Below are 23,345 nucleotides of genomic sequence, written 5' to 3'. Positions count from 1 at the left end.
CCAGAAAATAACTAAGATAATTTACTAATTGCATTAAACTTAAATATTAATTTATTTGCTAATAGTTATATTAGTCATGATGATCATTTAGATTTATCAAGGAAAACATGCAATACTCATATTATTATTCAAAATTAATAATAAAAAAAATAAAATACTATGTAGAATATTTTATATATTTAATTTTTTTATAAAAAATTTTTTTTATAAAATAAAATAGCTCTTATTTTTCATTTTTCATTTTAGAATGATGATATCTAGTACTTGTTTTTTTGAAATTATAAACTAAAAATATCGATTGGTTGTGCTATAAAAATCATATAACATATATTATCACATGTATTATTTATGTATATAATACTATTATTATGCATTTATCAGGTATTATTAATAAAAAAAATAATTTTTCAAGAAATTTAAAACAACCGTATAAATATATTTTCATAAACAGATAAATTTTTTATAAGAAATCATTATTATACTATTAAAAATAGTGTTTCCATCACTTAAAATTTCATTTATATATTATAATAAGTAATAAATTTATCAATATTTACTACTTATTAAAACAGAATAACTGATAAAAAATCAGCATGTTAATAAAGAAAAAATATGTTTAATAACTCAATTTTCTGATGTCATAAAATGATTGAAAGCACAAAACATAGAATAAAAACATCGTAAAAAAACATTTATTTTCATACTATCAAAGACATTACACATAAAAATAATTGGAATAAATTCCTATAATTTCATCGTTACTATAAATAGCACCACTTCTCTTCTCTACCCCAAAAACTTTTTTTTCTACACGTTCTTTTGCAAGAGAATAAAATTTTTTCCTATCAAAATTGTTTGATTGCATAGGATTATGTTGTTGTGCAAAATAATTCATTGAATCATGAAAAATACCACCGAAGTCTTTCTGCATAAAATCCACATCAAAGTGATCAATCGTATATCCTGAAAAATTCAACGCATCTAAAATATCTTGGCGTTCAGTGTGGATTTTTTTATAGAGAGAGTCTGATTTTACTTGTAACTTGACAGATAACTTGTCTCCAGACAAAGATAACGTAGCAATAACGTTATCAGGGCTATTAGGTTTCATCTGTATTTTTAAAGTTTTAATAGAACCTTGATCTGTATAATAGCAAGATTCTGGAATCATGGGAAAATGCATCAAATATTTTTGATCTCTTGTATTTTCTATAGATTCCAAAGAAGCAAGATTATTTTTATAATATGACATGCACGGCACAAAAAGAAAGTCTAAATTTCGCATTTCCTCATTTGAGGACCTGTCCTCTAATGGATTTTCTTTTGCAAAATCATACGGAATAATATAGTCAAGATGATCAATTGTTTTTACCCTCTGTGAAAAAGATTCTACCGAGGGAATATCCTTCTTATCATCAATAATATATCGTTTATTGAAATCCTGTAAAACTTTAGGACATAAGAGTTTTTCGCAAGAAGCATGTGTCAAATCACTATTAATCAATAGTTCTTCTTCCCCATGGAGCTGACTATCTGATGTATTTGAAATAGTTGATAAAACATTTTTAAATAAATATTTCTGTGGAATATCGAAAGCTTGTTTGTTAGAATTTTTACCTATAATTTTTATAGTGCTATTTTTCTTTTTCCCTTGCGTAGAATCTAACTGATTATTAGTATAATCCGAAGAACATTGGTTGATATCAAAAGAGTTTTTAGAAATAATATTGTTGATTTCTTTCATAATTTATCTCGTATCTTCAAGGAAATGATCTATCTCTTTTATTTTTTGAATATTTTTATGAATAAATGGTTTTATATTTAAAGTCATATGTTCATGTTCTTTTTTATATGAAATAAAATTTTTATTGATATGATCGAAATCAATATTAATTAAAGACTTTCCCATTTCAGACATAATAACCTCAGCATATTTTTTTAAATGTCTATCTTGCTGCGTAAGAAAGTCGTAGGGAATATTATATGTACTACGTTGTAATGGAATGATATCTACAAAAGGAATATTCAATATATTCTCATAGAGCTGTACAGTGGTTAAATCTTTATAATCCAATATACCGCTCATTTTTTTTAATTGCTTAATTGCTAAAAAGCCTATTTTGCTTTTTCCAGAAATGACAGCATTTCGAGCAAGTTTCAAATAAATCGCACTTTGGTCTTTTAAAGATAAAAAAGACATTGTAAATACAATATCTTCCTCTGTTAATCTCAATTGATTATGCAATAAAAAATGCAATAAAACACTGCTGAAATGGTTTTGATACATCGAGTAATAAAACTGAGTAATATAACTACGAATGTAGCTAAATACACGATCATCTCCATCCTGATTTTTTGTTATTTCCAACAAACAGCGTAAAGAAATTTCTTCTAAAAAAGTACCAGAAGATGTAAGGCGCACATAATCAAACAATTTACTTGCTTGCTGTGGATCGAATGGCGTCGTAGCATTACCCATAAGAAGATAAAGATATGGTGTAATACCTTGTGTGTTATTCTTATCATTTATCTTACTGAATGCTTTAAGAGATTCTTTAAATTCACCTGAAAAATATTTCTTTAAAACATCAACGATAGAACGATCAAAATAGCCTTTTGTATCTTTTGCAAGAAAGTCATCTAAAATAGAAAGATCCTGCGAAATAATTGTATATATCCAAACTGCATCAACATTACGATGATCTGCAAAAACATCCATCTGAGTTGCACGCAATTGTAATCCAACTTCTTTTATTATATCAGGATTTTTTTTCTGTGAATACACATCTCCTCTAACTGCCTTATTAAATGAATTTTGTAAGAGCCTTACGTGTTGATATGGAAGAATAGGACGAACTAAATCCTGATCCATTGCAAAGATTACAAATACATCCATAGTTATAATCATCATACAAATGAAACATTTTTGATACATAGAAGAATTATCCTTGTCCATCTATCACTAAAATATCTATGCGTCTATTCGCTGGATTCATAGGATCTGATATAATCTTAGGATGATGATGTGCAAAACCAGAAATATTTGATATACGATCTTCTGTAATTCCCGATCTCATCAAAACTTGATAAGCACTATATGCACGATCTAATGATAACTTCCAATTATCTCCCGTCAAATTATGAAATGGACGAGCATCGGTATGTCCTCGAATAGAAATTTTTTCCTTGCTATGCGCAAGAGATTCTCCAATTTTTTGAAGAATCATAACCGTTTCTGACAATGGGATAGATGAATTTTTATCAAACATAGGGGTGTTTGTTTGCTCAATAATTGAGATCAGTGTCCCCTGGTTAGTGGTATCAAATAATATTCTTTTTGAAACATGCCCTGATGTCAATCCTGAAAGTTTTGAGCTTAATTTTTTTTCTAATTCTTGCGATCGTTTCTTTCTTTTCATTTCAAGGATCATTTGTTTATTAAGAGGAGGAAGAAAATAATTTTCTTCTGTCTTTATTCTTTTTTCTTGATCTAGATTCTTGCAAATACCTTTTTTATTATCTAAATCTCGCATCAAAGGATTTTTGAGATAATCGCTTTGCTGCGACTTATTGAAAGAAAAAATATTATTTTCTAACGTTTGATGTTGTTTTCTTTTATCAATATTACCATTATTCAAAATCGAATCATTATTAATAATATTGTCATGAATTAACAGGTTAGAATCATTTAGAAGAAAATTGTGAGGCATCTCTTTTTCATTCAAAATACCTTTAGAAGACATCTGTAAATTTTTCCCAAAAGGATTAAAATACTCTTCTATTACTTTTTTAGTATCATCATCAGTAGCATTAACAATCCACATTAATAAAAAAAAAGACATCAATACTGTCATGAAATCTGCATAAACAATTTTCCAAGCACCCATAGTATGCTCTGTATCATCTTGGACTACTTTTTTCTTGATGAAAATAAATTTCTGATTCTTGTCTTCATGAGAATTCATTTCAAATCCTGCTGAATTTCTATGTGTTTTTTAACATCGGAAGACCAAGATTCAAGTCGCGTGGTAATAATACTACCAGAAATTTTGGAAGAAAATTCTACCGTATCAGAATCCTCATAACAAACCATTGGAGAATATTCTCCTAGTAATTCTTCAATAAGAGAATGAAAACTATTGGGACAATGAACCACAATTTTTCCACAATCCCCTTTCTTCAAAAGATCAATAATAACTCTTGAAAATTCAATAGCAGCTTTGCGAGAAAAACTTATATCTAAAATAGATTTTAAAACCTGCGCTACTTCTATTTCTAAGGAATCTGAAAAACACTTAAAAGAATCCCTAACAGCGATTGAAATAGCTTCGGTCGTACAAGATTCAAATAATTCACGCAAATCAGCCATCTTATTATCATGATATTGCTGCATAAGATTATTTTTAGATTTCCAATATAATTCTCGATCACAAATAGCTTTTTTATAACCTTCTTGATACGCTTTATCTTGTTCCTTTTGAAAGTCAGCAAGGGAATCAAACTTCACACCTACGGTAGAAACAGTCTGATCCTCAGGAACAACTATATCAGATAATGAACTGACTCGACTAAAATCTTCTAGACGAGATAAAATAGAGTCCATCATTCATTCACCATAAAATAAAATGATCAAAAGTGCTTTTGTCAAAATTTCGCATAAATATAATAAATTTTGACATATCAAATTAATAAAACTACAAACACAATTGATAACAAAATGTTTTTTGAAGAGCTATTTTATAGTAAAAAACAGCTCTTCAAATATCAGATATTAAAGATAAATTTTAACGAAAGAGAGATAAAATTCTCGCTGTAGAATTGTTAACAATAGACAATGCCTGAATAGCTAATTGTTGTTGTGTTTGCAATGCAGAAAGCCTACTAGATTCAGCAGCCATATCAGCATCAACCAAACGACCTACACCTTTTTCAATAGAATCACTCATATATTTTATAAAATTTTCTTGTAAATGAATCCGCGAACTAATTGATCCTATTTTTCCTGCCGCAGAAGTGACAGCTTTTAATTGGTTATCAACAAACGAAAGCATTACTTGTATAGAATTACTTTCATTATACATATAATTATTCGAATTCTTAGTAATATCGAATGTTACCAAAGAATAATCCATGTTTACTTCGTCAGGAAGCACTCGTGCATCTACATTAGTTGAGTTCGTATCAATATAGTAAGATGTACCATCTTCTGCTTTCGCTAAAGCAATACTTTTACCATCAGAAAAACTTTCATTATTGGTAGCAACTACCCATGTATCAGAATTTCCTATACGAAGATATGTTTTGTCTCCGGTAGAAACAGGGGCAGATGGCGATTTTGATGATGCACCTGTTTGAGCGTTCCCATTTTCATTTTGTTTTAATTGTGCAATACCTCTTTCTTGATCAAAAATGGCTCCTGCCGCCTTTAACCAAACTCCATCAGTAGTTACGAGTTTCATTTTTTTATTAACAATTTCATTGTTTTTATTGTAGAAGGATACTTTCGTTTCCTTGAGCTCTTGTTTATTAATCTTAACTTTGTGATTCCTATCAAGAAGACCATAATGTTCTGAACTGTTTGAAATATCAAATAATACAGTATCTTGATCAAGAGCATAGTCCATAGTTGTTACTTTAACTTCACCATTATTATCTCGAATAAAAGAGCTGACAACACTTTTAGGAATAGAAGCTGTCGATGATCCTAATTCCGTTCTCAACCAATTTTCACCATTAAAAGAAGCTCCCTTTGCAATATCTCTTAATTGTTCCTGAAGTTGAGTAATCTCTGATTGAATAGACTTCGAATCTGTGCCACGCTCAATAGCTGCAACTAATTTTTCTTTTATACCAGAAATTACTTTAATAGCTTCACTAATCCCAGCCTTAGCAATATCTACTTTTGCAGATCCAAGTCCAATAGCATCAGATACCGCAGAAAGAGCTGATTTATCTGATTTCATTACTTGTGCAATTGACCAATAAGCCGCATTATCAGCGGCATCAGAAACACGCAATCCTGAAGAAACACGATTTTGTACAACTTCTAAGTTATAATTAATATCCCGCAATTTTTGTGAGGCAGACATTGCAGGAAGATTGGTTAAAATACTAGTCATTATTATACCTGTCCTTAAAAATCAAAATGACATCAAAAAGTAAAACATACCGGGCTGCCGGCGGTAACGGTCTGGCATCATGCCAACACATAGTTTATGTTCCGTTGCGCATACTGTTTTTTAAATATTAATATAAGCTTGTCTCATCCTGACTTACGTTATCTTTTTGATATAATAAGTTGCAGATACAAAAATGGTATTAGTAGAAGTGTATCAAAAACACTATCCTATTAATACCATGGCAAGGTTAGATTTAGGCTTATGTTGTTTTTAGGCTTAAGGCGATCCGATGTCATAAGAATAGGCAAAGAGAACGTCAAAGATAATGTTTTATCAATTAGTAAGCAGAAGACAGTTCATGTTCCTATTTTTGAATCTTTGCAAAAATGTCTAGATGTGGTCGGTGAAGAACACGATACTTTTTTAATAAATACCCGTGGTAAAACTTTCTCCTCTCAGATTCTTTCGGTAATGGTTTGGAGAAGATGTAAGAAGCGGGATTACCTGATAATATAGAGCCCATGGGCTACAAACAGGAGCAACAATAGCGTCGAATGCAGGTACTAGTCCTCACGAACTTATGGCTATGTACGGATTGTCAAAGACAGATCTGGCTGAACTCTATACAAGAGAAGTGAACGCAAAGAAGTTAGCATACAAGACCGCTAATGATAGCAGATTCCGTATAAAAAGGTAAGACCAAGTGGTTTTAAGCTATTGATTCTTCATGATTCTGATTTAGTCTTACCTTTATATAAGATATTTATTTTACTATAGTTTACTACATGGTTTAGAAGATGTAAGAAGCGGGATTACATAATGAATATAGAACTCATGGGCTACAAACAGGAGCAACAATAGCATCGAATGCAGGTACTAGTCATCACGAACTTATGGCTATGTACGGATTGTCAAAGACAGATCTGGCTGAACTCTATACAAGAGAAGTGAAAGCAAAGAAACTTGCCTATAACACTGCTAAAATGATTGCGGATTCTGTGTAAAAAGTAGGACTAAGTGGTTTTTAAGCTATTGATTATTCATTTCTAACATTCGGCCTTACCTTTATATAAGGTATTGATTTTAATGTATTTTTTAGTACTAAATTAATAGATCGAATACTACTCCTAAAAAATAAACAACAATTATGAGCATTTCTACCATAAACATATACTTTTGTTTTAATGGCGCAAATATTTTATTACATAAACAAATTGTACATGAGAAATAAAAATACCAAAATATTATGAATTACTAAACCACCTATTCCCTACCAATTGAAACACGATATATTATTTCTATTGAGTAAAGGACTTCTTTGATTGTGAGATAGTTTTTAATACGAGGTTCGATAAAAGCACCAATCTCAATATTCCCCTATAAAAATATCAAAATGGTGGGCCCGGAGGGATTCGAACCCCCAACCAAACGGTTATGAGCCGTTAGCTCTAACCCTTGAGCTACGGGCCCAAGAATAATATTCTTGTCTTTATTATTACAAACTCACTGGTTTTTACTAACTTGTTTATCATTCAAGAGCAAGACTTTGAGAACATTTTTTTTTATTATACAATATTATAATGGTTTAGATATTTACTTTTGATAAAAGATCCCTTCCCTCCATTATGTTTTTTATAATATCATTAAAAAAATGTTCGCAATACTCATAGTTTTACATACAAGAATCTTACTGTAGAATAAATTTGACGTATTTACTGTTAATTTTCATCTCTGTTACGAAAAAATCAGAAATACAAAAAAGTTTTAGGCTGAAAAACATAATATTACAATAGCATATTGAATAATCCTAAAAAAAATTTCGCAAATATAGTAATATTCAGAAATAAATTCATTCTCAAGTAACTCACCAAATTTTTCAGCAATACGTACTGAATAAACAGACTTATCTGAACGAACAATTAAGATTTTGATTCTAAAGAAATTTTACGCCATTTCTGTACATTAATAGTATGATCTTTAAAATTTTTAGAAAAAAAATGTCTCCCTTTACCATCACTGACAAAATATAAATCTTCAGTATGTAATGGTTTTGCAACTGCTTCTAAAGATAACTTACTAGGATTAGAAATAGCCGTTGGAGGTAGTCCATTCACAAAATAACTATTGTAGGGTGTTTTTTTAGAAAAATTAGACTGAATGATTTTCTTATCCAACAAATCATAATCCCCTTCTACAATACCATAAATAACTGTTGCATCAGATTGAAGCCTAATAGATTTTGATAGACGATTTATAAAAACAGAAGCCACATGAGCACGTTCCTCAGCATGGTATGTTTCTTTTTCAACAATAGAGGCAAGAATAATCAAATCTTCTTTACTCTTTATTGGGTTATTTTCATCTCGATTCTTCCACACATCATCCACTATTTTTTTTTGTTCTAGCATCGCCTGATCTAAAATTTCTGAACGACGTGTCCCCAAAGCAAATTTATAAGTGTCTGGACATAGCGTACCTTCAAGAGGTAATTCTGATGGTAATTCACCTACTAGAAAGGGACTATCTTTTAGTTTTCTAAAAATCTGTTTGACTGTAAACCCTTCAGGGAAAGAAATTGAATGCATTAAAACCTTCCCATACATAATCTTTTCAGCAATTTGAAACATCGAAGAACCCTTGTCTATCTCATATTCCCCTGCCCTAAGTCCTTGAGATCCAAAATAACACTGGGTAGCATAACGAAATAGATATGGGTCTACTATTGCTCCAATGTTGAACAAATTTCTTGAAATCTCTTTTAATGACATACCATTACGTATAAAAAAAAAAGTATCATCTTTAAGAGGACCCTTCGCATTATAAGGTCTGATTATATAAAAATTAATTCCAATTCCAATCATCAATATGACTAGAAAAGAAATTATATATTTTAAAAATAACATTCTCTTAAGTAGGATTACTTTCAAGGAGAAAAACCTTCTAAAAAACAATCTATTAAAAAACAAAATTACTAGGTGGTATAACTATAAACATATAAAAATCAGTCATTAAACACCATCTTGAAATTTCTTAAATACTAAAGAAACATTAGTCCCCCCAAAACCAAAAGAATTAGACATCGCAATATTAACATTCTTTTTAACTGACCGATGAGGGACTAAATCTATGAGTGTTTTTTTTGCCGGATTATCTAAGTTAAGAGTTGCAGGAATAATGCTGTCACGGATCGAAAGATTACAAATAGCAGCTTCAACCGCACCTGCTGCCCCAAGCAAATGACCCATAGAAGATTTAGTAGAAGACATAGAAACATGACAACAGCTATCGCCCATCAATTTTTCAACGGCACCCAGTTCTATGATATCTGCCATAGTAGAAGTGCCATGGGCATTAATATAGTCTATTTCACTAGGGAATATTTTGGCTCGCGAAATTGCAGCAGACATACAACGATATGCACCATTCCCGTCTTCTGGCGGCATTGTAATATGGAAAGCGTCACCTGAAAGACCATATCCAACTACCTCAGAATATATTTTAGCACCACGAGCCTTAGCATGTTCAAGATCTTCTAAAATCAATGCTCCAGCCCCTTCTCCCATAACAAAACCATCTCTATCTCTATCAAATGGTCTAGAAGCCCTTGTAGGATCATCATTAAATCGAGTCGACAAAGCCCTACATGCAGCAAAACTAGCAATGCCCAAACGACAAATAGATGCCTCCGCTCCGCCAGCAACCATAACATCTGCATCACCAAAAGCAATCAAACGTGACGCATCACCAATCGCATGTGCTCCACTAGAACAAGCTGTTGTCACAGCGTGGTTTGGACCTCTCAATTGATGACGAATAGAAATATTTCCAGATAAAAGACTAATGATACTTCCAGGAACAGTAAAAGGAGAAATTCTACGAGGACCACCATCTCGCAACACATTACTGCTATCCACAATTCTATTAAGACCTCCCATACCAGATCCAAAAACTATGCCTGTAGAATTACGATCTTTATCTGTTTTAGGATTCCATCCAGAATCGGCAAGCGCCATATCTGACGCAACCATTCCATACAAAATGAACTGATCAATTTTGCGAAGATCTGCAGGAGAAACCCAATCTTCATAATTAAACGTTCCATTAGAACCGTCTCCAGTTGGAACTAAGCCAGCAATTTTAGAAGACAAACCTTCTAAATCAAATTTTTTGCTCAGATGGCGTATACCTACTTCACCAGCAATAAGGCGAGACCAACTAACATCAACACCACATCCAAGCGGGGTAATCATTCCAAGTCCAGTCACAACCACACGTCTCATAACTATATCTTCCCTCTCAAAATATTACTATCTATAATCAGAAGCATACAAGGAGACCATATAAAATAGGAAACACCATATCAATTTAACCATTTCATATAAAGATAAAATGGTTAAATTTGCGAAAATACGCAAAAGAAACCCAATCTTCATAATAAAAAGTTCTATTAAATAAAACAATTTTTATCTGAAATGAATGACTTAATCTTTAGAAAAACAAACCTTCTAAATTAAATTGTGATCTATATGCGAAATGTTTGCCTAACCTTCGATAAGACGATATTAACTGATATAAACCCCACATCCAAGTGGGGCAATTATTCGAAAATCCAGTTATAACCATACGCCTTATGGCTATATCGTACTCTTCAAAATATTACTGTTATAAGACGATAGTAGACTTCGATTTCAACAAATAAAACAAAATAAAGAACAATAACTATTTCTCAACTATTTCCTCCGCTATTTCCCCGCTCTTTTCCCGCTTCTCTTCACAAGCCTTTTTGATAAAATCAATAGCATCACCAATAGTTAAAATACTCTTAGCATTATCTTCTGAGATATCAATTTCAAATTCTTCCTCAAAATTCATAACAAGCTCAACAGTATCCAAAGAATCTGCACCTAAATCCTCAATAAAACGGGAACTTTTTGTTACTTCTACATTTTTTAACTTCCCAAGATGCGATTGCGTGATATCGTATACAGTCTGAGTAATATACTCCTCTGTAAACGAATCTGCTGCATGACCCGCACTCATTTTATTTTGTGAACTATTATCACCAGTATTTGACATAATTAAGCTAATCCTTATTTTTTTACTCTATTTTAAGATGCGAAAAAATTTTTCTGGGCAATCATCATTCTCAATATCCCAACACCCCATCCTAATGTCAACTAAAAAAGATGATTTCATACAAGACAAGGCCTGTGAAAAACTAGAATGACATATGAATCCCTTCTATAAATTTAAAGCATGTCAGACTTCGTAATGCAACAATCATTACTTTTTATAGTGAAATATTTTTATATCTTAAATCATAGCCATACCACCATTTACATGAATAGTCTGACCTGTCACATACGATGCCTCTTCAGAAGATAGATAAAGCACGGCAGAAGCAACATCATTAACATTTCCCATACACTGCATTGGAATAGAAGAAATAATATTTTGATGCTGTTCTTCGGTCAAATTAGCCGTCATATTGCTTGCTATAAAACCAGGAGAAACACAATTAACCGTTACCTTACGCTTACCTGTTTCCTTTGCAAGTGCTTTAGTAAAACCTGTTAATCCAGATTTAGCAGCACAATAATTAGCTTGCCCAGCATTTCCCACGAACCCTACAACAGATGTGATATTAATAATACGACCAAAGCGTTTTTTAATCATTGCAGGAATTAGCCTACGCGTTAAAAGAAATACTGATGTTAAGTTCACAAACAAAACATTATCCCAATCCTCATCACGTGCACGCATCAGAAGTGCATCCCTCACAATTCCCGCATTATTCACAAGGATATCAACTCCTCCCATCTCTTCGGCAACATTTGTAGACAAATCTTCAACAGACGAACGATCTGAAAAATTTGATGGAAAAAGAAAAAAACGATTAGTGTCATCAAAATGATGAGCCACTCCTTGTAACTTTTCATGCGAAGTACCATGCAATCCAACAGAAGCTCCTCGCTGATATAAAATCTTAGCAATTGCAAGACCAATACTACCGCTAGCACCTGTTACTAATGCTTTTTTACCTGTTAAATCAAACATATATACAATATCCTAACCAATTATAGATCTAAGCGCTAAATCTATATCCTCAACCTTACTAACAGAAATAGCTGACACAGATTTATCAATACGCTTGGCAATACCTGTTAACACCTTTCCCGAACCAATCTCATAAATATTCTTTACTCCATGGTCCGCAAACCACTGTATAGTCTCCCTCCAACGCACACTCCCCATTACTTGTTCCACCAATAATCTAGAAATATCATCAATATTAGAAACTGGACTTGCACATAAGTTTGGCAAAATAGGCACTATTGGATCCTTCTTCTTTACGCCATCCAACATCCACTTCATTACTTTAGAAACGGGTGCCATTAAAGATGAGTGAAAAGCAGCAGAAACAGGCAAAAGAACGGCACGCCTTGCACCTTTGTCCAGACAATCCTGAACTGCCCATTTAACCGCATCTTGCAAGCCAGAAATAACTATTTGCCCTCCCCCATTATCATTGGCAATCTCGCATACACCAATTTTACAAGCCTTCTTACAAATACATGCCACTATACTATCGTCTAAACCAATGATAGCTGCCATACTCCCCAATCCTGGCGGCATAGCTTCCTGCATAGATTTTCCACGAGCTCGCACCAATCTAATAGTATCAGATAAAGAGAACGCTTGTGCTACACAAAGAGCCGTATACTCCCCCAAAGAATGTCCTGCAACATAACTTATATCTCTCTCAACGCACAGTCCATTTTTTTCCATCACACGAATAAATGCCATAGATACAGCTGTTAAAGCAGGTTGAGCATTATACGTAGCAGTTAATGATTCTTGAGGTCCATGCCATATCAAATCTGAAAGGTTTTCATTTAAAGTATTGTCAACCTCTTCAAATACAAGACGTGCTTCGGGAAAAGCTTCACAAAGATCACGACCCATTCCTACTACCTGACTACCTTGTCCTGGAAAAGTCAACACTATAGACATGCTAAAATACATCGCTCCTTTCACTATTGAGCCTTATTTCATCCAAAAATCAAGAAAAACGAGCTACGCTTGTTATAGATTATCCGATGATCATCTAACTTACATAATAAATATTCTTTGAATATGATCATCCCGAATTATATTTTAATTGATGATTTTTCAGTAAAGAATATACATTCTAAATCAATATTTTTCAAATAATCTCTTTTACATTCACATTTTCATAAATAATCCCTGATTACAATAATCTTTGTTTATTGAAGATAACGAAATACGACTATCTTAGATTGTTTATACTATATTATTTATTAGATGATTACGCTTATTTACAACTTTAAAAAACACATTGCATTATAAATAATACCTTACGTTGCTTGACGATCTACACAAAACGATGTTAATGATTAATCATGAGTATAAGGGTTGTGTTTTAAGGAATATATATATGATATTACGTTATTTTTCATATTTTCTTTTCGTTTTTTTTTCAATAATGCCTGTATCTATTTCTGCTGAACAACAAAAGAAGGTAGTATTATCCAGTTTTTCTATTATCGGAGATATGACGAAAAATATTGCTAAAAATTTGGTGAAAGTGGTTACTTTAGTGCAAACAGACCAGGACTCCCATAGCTATCAAATCACCTCTGCAGATGCAATTAAGATACAAAGCGCAGATCTTATCCTGTGTAATGGTTTGCATCTTGAAGAAACTTTCATGAAGTATTTTACCAATTTAAAAAAAGACACTAAAATCGTCACAGTAACAGATGGAATAAAGCCTATTAGTGTATCAGAGGATCCTAATGTAGATGACAATCCCAATCCCCATGCTTGGATGTCTCTAACAAATGCAATGATCTATATTGAAAATATTAGAAAAGCGTTGGAATCGTTGGATCCTAGCAACGCTGAAGAATATGCACGTAATGCGCGAGAGTATGCAGAAAAAATACAAACAGCATTGTTGCCTTTAAAAAACAGAATTGATATGATTAGTCCTGAGAATCGTTGGTTCGTTACTAGCGAAGGATGTCTGGTGTACCTGGCAAAAGATTTTGGTTTTAACTCGTTATATCTCTGGCCAATTAATTCCGATTCCGAAAGAAGCCCGTTGAAAATTCGCGATGTAATCAATAAGATGCGCTTTCATAAAATAAAATTCATATATTCAGAAAGCACAAACTCTGATCAACCCGCTAAACAAGTCGCTTATGAGACAAACGCTTCCTATGGTGGAGTATTATACGTAGATAGCCTTAGCAAATCAAATGGACCTGCTTCTACTTATTTAGATCTACTCAAATTTTCTGTAACAAAAATAACGGATAATCTTTCACAATGACAATACATGCCAATCCCACAGAGTGTGGTATAGAATTAGACAATATATCGGTAACATATCGTAATGGTTATTGCGCTTTGAAAGACGTAAGCCTTTTTATTCCCGAAAATACAATAACGGCTTTAATTGGAGTAAATGGGGCTGGTAAATCTACTTTATTTCAATCCATTATGGGATTTATCCCGCTAGATAAGGGATCAATATCTATCTTTAATAAAACTGTAGAAAATGCCTTAAAAGCAGATCTTATTTCTTATATACCCCAAATGGAAACGATAGATTGGACTTTTCCCATTCTAGTAGAAGATGTTGTCATGATGGGTCGTTATAAACATATGAATTGGATGCGTATACCATCAGATAATGACCGTTATATAGTAACAGAAGCATTAGAAAATGTAGGAATGTCTTTTATGCGCAAAAGACAAATTGGTGAACTATCTATAGGACAGCAAAAACGCGTTTTTCTTGCCCGAGCACTCGCTAAAAGAAGCAAGGTTATCATCTTAGATGAACCTTTTGCAGCAATTGATTTTAGAACGGAAAGAGAAATTATTTCTCTTTTAAAATCATTGCGCAATGAAGATAGGATGATCTTGATTTCTACGCATAACATTAACTCCATCCCTTCTTTTTGTGATCGAACTATTTTTCTTAGAAATAAAGTAATATCATCTGGATTGACAGCAGATATCTTCAACGCAGATAATATTGGCAAAACCTTTGGGGATGAAGTTTATTATCAAACAAATCCTAGAGTAGAGCTTGCATATGATATATCCATTGATAAATAATATTTTAGAACCTTTTACATACAGCTACATGAATACAGCTATTTGGATTAGTACCATCATAGGATGTGTCTGTGGATTGTTATCGGCATATCTAATTTTACGAGGATGGTCTTCTATCGGCAACGGAATATCACATGCAATTTTCCCCGGAATAGTTGCATGCTATCGATTGAATATTCCTCTATCTATTGGCGCTACTATTTCAGGAATGCTAGCTACTGGCATGATGCTAAAAGTAAATGAGAAAACAAAATTACGAGAAGATGCCGCTATCGCAGTGGTTTATATAACTTTTTATTCTTTTGCTATGTTCATGTTATCTCTATCGCCATCTGCTGTGTATATAGAAAATATTTTTTTAGGGAATATTCTTTCTATGAGCAATTTTGATGCTATTCAAGTCTTGGTTATAAGTCTGAGTGTCATATCAATTGTATGCATGAAATGGAAAGATTTTACACTTTTATTTTTTGATGAAGGACACGCCTATTCAATCGGATTAAATGTAAAATTTTTAAAAATATTATTTTTTAGCTTGTTAACAATAACAATAGTTATTGGATTCCAAACAGTAGGTATATTACTTGTTATAGCAACAGTCATTACACCCGGCGCTACTGCTAAATTAATGACTAAATCATTTGGAAAATTTCTTTTTGCTAGTTCTTTTCTAGGAGCTGTTAGTAGCTTCCTAGGATCATATATCAGTTATTTTTTAGATTGCAGTCCTGGAGGAATCATTGTGATAATAGAAACCTCTATTTTTTTACTATGTCTGTTCTTTTTTTCCAAAAAATATAAAATTATAAATAATCTATAAAAGAGGGATTCTTATGAATAATATCTTATATTGCATTTTTTCCCCTTTACACTTTTCTGCTATCCAAAATAGTTTTATTATCTCTATCATAGTAGTGATTCCTATGGCTATTCTATCTTGTTTTATAATTTTAAAAAATCAATCTTTCGTAGGAGAAGCTATTTCACATGCAGTGCTCCCCGGAATCGTTTTATCTAATATAATAGGGATACCATTAGAAATAGGAGCTTTTATTGCAGGGATGCTTTGTACATTATCTGCTGGATATCTGAAGGAAAATAGCTATTTTCAAGAAGACATCTTGTTAAGTATGGTATTTTCTACCATGTTCGCTATTGGAATCGTTATAATGCTGAAAGTGCATAGCTCTCTTCATTTTAGCCATATACTACTAGGAGATATGTTGGGAATATCTAAATCAGATATTATAAAAACGGCTGTTTTAGCGTTGATTTCTGTATCTTTTCTCATCCTTAAAAAAAATGACCTTCTTCTCATGATATTTGATCCTATACATGCTCGTTCCATGCAAATTCCTATAAAATTATTGCATTATGCTTTTTTAATTGTTCTATCTCTCATTATTGTTATTTCTTTAAAATCAGTTGGATTGATTCTTCCTCCGGCTCTTTTAGTGCTTCCTGGATCAATTGCTTTTCTTTTATCTAAACATCATACAAAGATGATATTACTTTCGATTATCATTTCTGTGACATGTACTGTTATAGGAATATATCTAAGTTTTTTCATAAATAGCGCAGCCGCACCTACAATCGTAGTGATGATGTCGTGTGTATTTTTGATAATAGTTTTTTTCAAAATCATCTTTGGTAAGGATCAAAAGATCTTACAAAATAAGAGAACGTAAAATTATTATGCAAACGTGAAAAGATAATCTATTATAGACATCTATATCTGTAAATTTAAAATTGATAATAGAAGACAAATTTCATACGGTTATGTTAGTGAATATACAATATAAATCAATTTATGGCTTGAACAGTATGATTATGGCTTGAACAGTATGATGATATTTTTTTATTGAAATTAGAATCAAATTATTTTTCTATTGGTTCTTTCATAGGATTATCCTTTAAATCCGTATATTTATTTTTATTATCTAATTCTTTAGATTTTTCTCCTTCTAAAGAATTACTAGAAATATTATTTGGACTATTCTGAGAATCTGATTCCGATTTTTGAGAACTAAGATCCGCAGGAGAATTTTCATTTGATTCTTTCTTCGTATCAAGTGAAGAATTACTGCTAGATTTTGTAATGGGATTTTTACATCGTATTAACCAAACGTCATATATCGAATGATCAATAGCATTCATTGCTGGACTATCTGAAAACATCCAACCAGAAAAAATTGAATGCACCACATGGTCATCTACAGAAGATTCAGAAATTGACACAAAAACATCAACACGTTGAGCTTCATAGTCATCTCTTGAATAACAAACCATTGGTTTAATCGTCAAAGATCCAAACTGCACACTTTTATTAATATCAATATCAAAAGTCAAAACACGACCCGTTATCTTATCCATACCAGCAAACTCAGCTGTCTTATTTGAAAATCTAGCAGAATTTGCAGTCGTAGCACTACTTGATACAAACAACAAACATAATAGTAAAACCCTGTGTTTTAAAAATAAACCATCCAACATAATCGTATTTCCAAAGAAACAATCAATATAAATTAACAATCAGGAGACCAAGCGCTATATTTTCTTTTAGTACTACTATCCGTAATATTTTTACTAAACCCAGGACAATAAGAATCTAATGAACCAGTAACATTGGCGCGGTGAGGCTTCTGCCAATCAAAAACATACCCTTCTTCATGTTTAGGGGAATCTACTCTACGATGATGAATCCAACCATGCCACATAGGAGGAATAGAAGAAGGATCTGTATACCCTTTATATATAACCCAACGCCGTGGCAAACCATATGATTTTTTTCGATATTCATAATATGTATTGCCAAATTCATCTTTGCCAACGATACGACCAAAACGCCAAGTAAAAAATCTTGTACCCAATGTTTGACCATTCCACCAAGTAAAAAATTGCAATAAAAAGTTTTTCATATAGATTCCTTCCCATAACACCATGCAAATTTTAAAAGAATACAAATCACCAAAGCATAATTGTATAAGAAAAAACGCAAAGTAACACCATAACTAACAAGTAGATATTAACTCAGTAATAGAGAAAAATAATAAAAAACAAATAACTATTAATTACGTAATCATGAATTGATCATAGGAATAACGCCAGCCAGATCATCAACAATGCGCTTAACTCTAGGAAAACTATCTCCTTCAGCCATAATACGAATGAGAGGTTCCGTCCCTGAAGCTCGAACAATTAATCGACCCATTCCCTGTAACTCAGATTCTGCATCAGCAATAGCTTGTATAACCAACGAACTATTTAAAACAGAAGTATCTTTTACTGGAACACTGCGCAAAAACTGCGGATATTCTTCGAAACAATGACAAATCATACTAACAGGTTTATCATATTGCTTAACATAACGCAAAACTTGTAAAGCAGCTACAAGACCATCACCCGTAGAACCATAGTCAGATAAAATAATATGGCCAGATTGTTCACCACCAACGTTAAATCCGTTATTTTTCATGTATTCCATCACATGACGATCGCCAACTTTAGTGCGCTTTAAAGATAATCCAAGACCTGAAATAAATCTCTCAAGACCAATATTAGACATTACCGTAGTAACGATACCATTACCCTTTAACAAAGAATGACTCATCCATTCCCGCGCAATAAGAGCCATAATCTGATCTCCATTGACTACAGTACCTTTTTCATCAACGATGATAACCCGATCACCATCTCCATCCAAGGCAATACCGATATCAGCGCGTACTTCATGCACTTTCCTCTGCAAAGAGGATACATTTGTAGAGCCGCAATTAAGATTTATATTAATCCCATTGGGCTTATTCCCAATAACGACAACATCTGCCCCTAATTCCCCAAATACCTCTGGAGCAACTCTATAAGACGCCCCATTCGCACAATCTACAACAATCCGTAAACCTTGCAAAGTAACATCCCGTGGTAAAGTACGCTTTACATGTTCAATATAACGATCATGTACACCATCTACGCGTTTTGCATGGCCAATACTGTCATAAGAAGACAAATATGATGTTAAATCATCTTCAAGAAGTTTTTCAATACGATCTTCAATATCAGTAGAAACTTTATAACCATCCGGACCAAAAAGTTTTATACCATTATCTTGATACGGATTATGAGAAGCAGAAATCATAATACCAACATCAGCACGCAGAGATCTTGTAAGCATTGCGACAGCAGGAGAAGGAATAGGACCAAGAATAAAAGAATTCATGCCTGCAGCCGTAAAACCAGCTACCAGTGCATTTTCAAGCATATAACCAGATAAGCGAGTGTCCTTACCAATAACAACTCTACGGTGATTTTTTTTACCTCTAAACAAATAGCCGACAGCAATACCAACACGCATCATAAAATCGGGTGTAATAGGAAAGGTATTAGACTCACCACGAATACCATCCGTTCCAAAATACCGTCGCTTCACATCTACTCCTCTGAGGATTGAAATCAAAAAATAAAAATACCTTACTAATAATATATCTAAGTATTAAAAAATTTTCTTTCGTATAACAATATTTAATTCCTCAAAATTACAACTAATATTCGAACAACATCGTAAGACAATTTACTTCATTATTACTTAACATCCTTAGAATCTTCTTTTGAATCATCACTAGAATGTTTTTTTGAATCATCAATAGAATCTTCTTTTGAATCATCATTAGAAAAATCAAGTTTTTTCGTCTTTTCTTCATAACAAGGAATATCTACTGTTTGAATCCCTGCTTGTGGAACAGATACACATCTTGAAGGTTTATTTTCTTCTGAAGATACTCTTATTTTTTCCCCTCTAATTAAAGAAGCAATTTCCTTTCCAGATAACGTTTCATATTCTAATAATCCTTCAGCAATCGCAATAAAATTATCATGTTTATCTTGTATAATTGATTTTGCCTTTTGATATGCTTCCTCTATCAGACGCAATACTTCCTTATCTATTTTTTGAGCAGTATCGTCTGAAACGCCTTTAGAACGAGAACCCGCATGCCCTGGAAGAGCCTCTTGCTGACTTTCTCCATAAAAAACTTTACCCAATAAATCAGAAAAACCGAATTGGGTTACCATAACGCGTGCTAATTTTGTTGCATATTCAATATCCGACATAGCACCTGATGTCGCATTATCTTTTCCAAAAATAATTTCTTCAGCAACTCGTCCACCCATTAAAATAGCTAAACGGGATACCATCCATAAATAACTCGTAGAATGACGATCTGCTTCAGGTAACTGCATCACCATACCCAACGCTCTTCCACGTGGAATTATAGTAGCTTTATGAAGAGGATCTGCTTGTGGAACATGACACGCAACAACTGCATGTCCAGCTTCATGATAAGCAGTTATTTTCTTTTCTTCTTCTGTCATCGCTGTAGAACGACGCTCTGCCCCCATAATAATCTTATCTTTTGCATCTTCAAACTCTTGCATTGTAACCAAACGCCTGTTACGACGAGCCGCCATCAAAGCAGCTTCATTAACAAGATTCCTCAAATCTGCTCCAGAAAAACCAGGAGTTCCTCTAGCTATAGTTTTTAGAACAACATTGGTAGCCAATGGAACATCACGACTATGCACCACAAGTATCTGCTCTCTACCGACAATATCAGGGTTTGGAACTGTGATCTGGCGATCGAAACGACCCGGACGTAATAAAGCAGAATCCAAAACATCAGGACGATTAGTCGCTGCTATAATAATTACACCTTCACTAGATTCAAACCCATCCATCTCAACTAATAGTTGATTTAATGTCTGTTCACGCTCATCATTGCCTCCACCTAAACCTATACCGCGATGTCGACCAACCGCATCAATCTCATCAACAAAAATAATACAAGGCGAATTATTCTTAGCTTGTTCAAACATGTCACGAACACGAGAAGCACCAACACCAACAAATAACTCCACAAAATCAGAACCAGATATGGTAAAGAATGGAACTTTAGCTTCACCGGCTACAGCACGAGCTAACAACGTTTTACCAGTTCCTGGAGGGCCTACAAGAAGTACTCCATGAGGAATACGCCCACCTAAACGTTTAAATTTTTGAGGATCACAGAGAAAATCTACTATTTCTTGCAAATCTTCTTTTGCTTCATCAACTCCAGCCACATCTTCAAATGTCACACGAACAGAATTCCCTGAAAGCAACTTAGCTTTGGATTTTCCGAAACCCATAGCACCACGTGCTCCACCTCCTTGTATTTGTCTCATAAAAAATATCCATACAAGCACTACTAATGCTAATGGGAACCAACTGCTCAAATAACCTATTAATCCAGATGAGTTATCACTTTGCTTTGAAGATATTTCTATGTCTTTTGATTGTAGTTTATCCAAAAACTTATCACTGACTAATGGCATATAAGTCTGAAAAGACGAATCACCTTGAACATAAAATCCCGTTATGTGACGTCCTATAATAGATATTTTACGAACACGCCCATCTTCTACATCCTTTATAAATCGAGAATAAGAAATATCTTTCATACCATCTTGCATAGAAGAAGGAGCTTGAAATATAGAAAAAGACGCTATTAAACATAATGCTATCATAATCCATAAAACGAAATTCCTAATGTTAAAATTCATTGAAGACACCTCAGAATATTAAAATCAACTCTCGACCAATCAAAAACACCAATCATCTAAACAGAACCGCTATGATAATAACAATAATTCAATAAAATCAATGAAAATATATTTTTTTCTCAAAAAACGGTAATCGCGGAATAAATACTTGTCCAAATAACACAGAGAACGCGCTCACAACAGGAAAATCAAACCCTGTCATAAAACGAGAAAAAGGTGTTAACACAGCCCTCCCCCCCTGTTCATAGGGCATGCTCAAAATGGCACGTTGTGCAACAATGGGAGGAATACCAGAAGGAACATCACTTTTTTTATACAATTGAGGACTAATCTGAATAAGTGAATCGGATGAATTTTGAAATTGATATCTTCCGTCCCAAACAGCAGTTTCTTTTGGATGAATATTCAAAGTAGGAAGATCTCGTACTGCACGTGTTATCCACAAAAAATTTTCACGTCGATCTATTACAACTCGTCCAATACTAATACACCCTTTTCCCCCGTCTTTGAGGAAAGACATGACTCTCTCTATAGAACTATGTCCTGGGAAAAAAAATTGCCCTCCACAAACTGCGATAGAAACTTTTAATAAATAAGATAAAAGAGCTGAATCAATATTTAAGATATCTTGTGAAATTGCAATAATTGATCTCAAATGAACTGTCAAATATTTGGGAATCAACGTAGCTACAGCATTATTAATTGTTACACGCAAATCCTGAAATTTTTCTATCTTGTGATATAACGCATGAAGATCAATATCTCTAATAAAGCGTCTCACACGAACACGCTCAAACCTATCATCATTATTACTAGGATCTTCACACCAACCAATATTCCTTTGCAATAAAAAAGAACGTATATCTTCTCTGCGACATCGTAAAAATGGACGAATAATCCACAAACGAAAATCATATAAAATAGTACCACATATACCGGAAAGCCCAATACCTTTTTCAGCATAATCACGTTGAGAACGCATATAAACTGTTTCCAACTGATCATCAAAAGTATGTGCTGTTACAGCTAAATTAGCGCCAATTTTCTTAGCATGCTCAGCAATCAAATCATAACGCGCCTCTCGAGCAGCAACCATTAATCCCGCGCGGGGTTTGGGGTCTTTCCACAAAACTATTGTATGAGAAATTCCCAATTTAAAACATATATCCGAAACATATTTCACTTCATCTTGAGATTCCTTCCTAAGGTCATGATCGACAGAAATAGCAGAAAATTTAATTTGTCTAAAAGAACTGTCTGACAGGATAGAATGCAACGCGATAAGAAGCCCCATAGAATCTGATCCACCAGAAACAGCTACAAGAATATGTGCAGGAGGTGCAAGACTGCAAACAAAAGATCTTATACTTTGTATAGGAGATAAAAACAAAGAAATGTCCCTATAAATCGGCTACTACGATAGATCTATACTCATATCTTAATCGTTGTATTGAAAAAATAGTTTAAAAAACAACAGTT

Annotated in this window: 20 protein-coding genes and 1 tRNA gene; 5 read left to right on the top strand and 16 right to left on the bottom strand. The window is 33.2% G+C overall.

Features of this window, described 5'->3' with window-relative positions; genetic code table 11:
* Window positions 1-715 precede the first annotated feature (715 nt).
* The 5 genes from G293_RS03740 to G293_RS03720 form a co-directional block, all read right to left on the bottom strand.
* A complete protein-coding gene (locus G293_RS03740) occupies window positions 716-1,744 on the bottom strand; it encodes a flagellar hook-length control protein FliK (RefSeq protein WP_047264366.1) in 1,029 nt (342 codons plus the stop codon).
* Window positions 1,745-1,747: 3 nt separating this feature from the next.
* The gene (locus tag G293_RS03735; protein WP_047264365.1) at window positions 1,748-2,935 is read right to left on the bottom strand and encodes a chemotaxis protein; all 1,188 of its coding nucleotides are present in this window, start codon (window positions 2,933-2,935) and stop codon (window positions 1,748-1,750) included.
* A 7-nt stretch (window positions 2,936-2,942) separates the two neighbouring features.
* Window positions 2,943-3,965, bottom strand: coding sequence for a flagellar motor protein MotB (locus G293_RS03730; protein WP_047264364.1), 1,023 nt, complete (start codon window positions 3,963-3,965; stop codon window positions 2,943-2,945).
* Window positions 3,962-4,606 carry a hypothetical protein gene (locus G293_RS03725; RefSeq protein ID WP_047264363.1) on the bottom strand — a complete coding sequence of 215 codons (645 nt, stop codon included), beginning with the start codon at window positions 4,604-4,606 and terminating at the stop codon, window positions 3,962-3,964. Before G293_RS03725 ends, G293_RS03730 begins: the two co-directional genes overlap by 4 nt.
* Window positions 4,607-4,784: 178 nt before the next feature.
* The gene (locus G293_RS03720; protein ID WP_047264362.1) at window positions 4,785-6,119 is read right to left on the bottom strand and encodes a flagellin N-terminal helical domain-containing protein; all 1,335 of its coding nucleotides are present in this window, start codon (window positions 6,117-6,119) and stop codon (window positions 4,785-4,787) included.
* Between the two features lie 261 nt (window positions 6,120-6,380).
* On the opposite strand from G293_RS03720, the gene G293_RS03715 reads away from it, so the two are divergent.
* On the top strand, window positions 6,381-6,635 hold the full coding sequence (locus tag G293_RS03715; protein ID WP_047264361.1) for a site-specific integrase: 255 nt from the start codon (window positions 6,381-6,383) through the stop codon (window positions 6,633-6,635).
* Window positions 6,636-7,513: 878 nt separating this feature from the next.
* On the opposite strand, the gene G293_RS03710 is transcribed toward G293_RS03715, so the two are convergent.
* The 6 genes from G293_RS03710 to fabD form a co-directional block, all read right to left on the bottom strand.
* Window positions 7,514-7,589: transfer RNA gene (locus G293_RS03710), tRNA-Ile, on the bottom strand.
* 449 nt (window positions 7,590-8,038) lie between these two features.
* On the bottom strand, window positions 8,039-9,022 hold the full coding sequence (gene mltG, locus G293_RS03705) for an endolytic transglycosylase MltG (RefSeq protein WP_047264360.1): 984 nt from the start codon (window positions 9,020-9,022) through the stop codon (window positions 8,039-8,041).
* Window positions 9,023-9,127: 105 nt separating this feature from the next.
* A complete protein-coding gene (gene fabF, locus G293_RS03700) occupies window positions 9,128-10,399 on the bottom strand; it encodes a beta-ketoacyl-ACP synthase II (protein ID WP_047264359.1) in 1,272 nt (423 codons plus the stop codon).
* 439 nt (window positions 10,400-10,838) lie between these two features.
* The gene (gene acpP / locus G293_RS03695; RefSeq protein ID WP_083965974.1) at window positions 10,839-11,159 is read right to left on the bottom strand and encodes an acyl carrier protein; all 321 of its coding nucleotides are present in this window, start codon (window positions 11,157-11,159) and stop codon (window positions 10,839-10,841) included.
* A gap of 273 nt (window positions 11,160-11,432) precedes the next feature.
* Complete coding sequence (fabG, locus tag G293_RS03690) at window positions 11,433-12,176, bottom strand: 3-oxoacyl-[acyl-carrier-protein] reductase (RefSeq protein WP_047264358.1); 744 nt, start codon at window positions 12,174-12,176, stop codon at window positions 11,433-11,435.
* Between the two features lie 12 nt (window positions 12,177-12,188).
* Window positions 12,189-13,133: an ACP S-malonyltransferase gene (fabD, locus tag G293_RS03685; protein WP_047264357.1), complete on the bottom strand. Its 945-nt coding sequence runs from the start codon at window positions 13,131-13,133 to the stop codon at window positions 12,189-12,191.
* 445 nt (window positions 13,134-13,578) lie between these two features.
* Between fabD and G293_RS03680 the strand changes: the two genes are divergently transcribed.
* The 4 genes from G293_RS03680 to G293_RS03665 are packed head-to-tail and all read left to right on the top strand — an operon-like array spanning window position 13,579 to window position 16,960.
* The gene (locus tag G293_RS03680; protein WP_047264356.1) at window positions 13,579-14,478 is read left to right on the top strand and encodes a metal ABC transporter solute-binding protein, Zn/Mn family; all 900 of its coding nucleotides are present in this window, start codon (window positions 13,579-13,581) and stop codon (window positions 14,476-14,478) included.
* On the top strand, window positions 14,475-15,272 hold the full coding sequence (locus G293_RS03675) for a metal ABC transporter ATP-binding protein (RefSeq protein ID WP_047264355.1): 798 nt from the start codon (window positions 14,475-14,477) through the stop codon (window positions 15,270-15,272). The genes G293_RS03680 and G293_RS03675 overlap by 4 nt, the downstream gene beginning before the upstream one ends.
* Window positions 15,250-16,092 carry a metal ABC transporter permease gene (locus G293_RS03670; RefSeq protein WP_244464367.1) on the top strand — a complete coding sequence of 281 codons (843 nt, stop codon included), beginning with the start codon at window positions 15,250-15,252 and terminating at the stop codon, window positions 16,090-16,092. The genes G293_RS03675 and G293_RS03670 overlap by 23 nt, the downstream gene beginning before the upstream one ends.
* Window positions 16,093-16,105: 13 nt before the next feature.
* On the top strand, window positions 16,106-16,960 hold the full coding sequence (locus G293_RS03665; RefSeq protein ID WP_047264354.1) for a metal ABC transporter permease: 855 nt from the start codon (window positions 16,106-16,108) through the stop codon (window positions 16,958-16,960).
* A gap of 190 nt (window positions 16,961-17,150) precedes the next feature.
* Here the strand turns inward: G293_RS03665 and G293_RS05550 are convergent, their stop codons facing one another.
* The 5 genes from G293_RS05550 to tilS form a co-directional block, all read right to left on the bottom strand.
* The gene (locus G293_RS05550; RefSeq protein WP_047264353.1) at window positions 17,151-17,765 is read right to left on the bottom strand and encodes a DUF2155 domain-containing protein; all 615 of its coding nucleotides are present in this window, start codon (window positions 17,763-17,765) and stop codon (window positions 17,151-17,153) included.
* Between the two features lie 32 nt (window positions 17,766-17,797).
* On the bottom strand, window positions 17,798-18,190 hold the full coding sequence (locus G293_RS03655; RefSeq protein ID WP_047264352.1) for an NADH:ubiquinone oxidoreductase subunit NDUFA12: 393 nt from the start codon (window positions 18,188-18,190) through the stop codon (window positions 17,798-17,800).
* Between the two features lie 161 nt (window positions 18,191-18,351).
* Complete coding sequence (gene glmM / locus G293_RS03650) at window positions 18,352-19,698, bottom strand: phosphoglucosamine mutase (RefSeq protein ID WP_047264351.1); 1,347 nt, start codon at window positions 19,696-19,698, stop codon at window positions 18,352-18,354.
* A 152-nt stretch (window positions 19,699-19,850) separates the two neighbouring features.
* The gene (gene ftsH / locus G293_RS03645; protein WP_047264350.1) at window positions 19,851-21,866 is read right to left on the bottom strand and encodes an ATP-dependent zinc metalloprotease FtsH; all 2,016 of its coding nucleotides are present in this window, start codon (window positions 21,864-21,866) and stop codon (window positions 19,851-19,853) included.
* A 97-nt stretch (window positions 21,867-21,963) separates the two neighbouring features.
* Window positions 21,964-23,256, bottom strand: coding sequence for a tRNA lysidine(34) synthetase TilS (gene tilS, locus G293_RS03640; RefSeq protein WP_047264349.1), 1,293 nt, complete (start codon window positions 23,254-23,256; stop codon window positions 21,964-21,966).
* Window positions 23,257-23,345: the final 89 nt, after the last annotated feature.

The sequence above is a fragment of the Candidatus Liberibacter africanus PTSAPSY genome, assembly GCF_001021085.1.
GTDB classification, from domain to species: domain Bacteria; phylum Pseudomonadota; class Alphaproteobacteria; order Rhizobiales; family Rhizobiaceae; genus Liberibacter; species Liberibacter africanus.
Note: the sequence above shows the minus strand (reverse complement) of the source record. Positions and strands in the feature narration are given on the sequence as shown.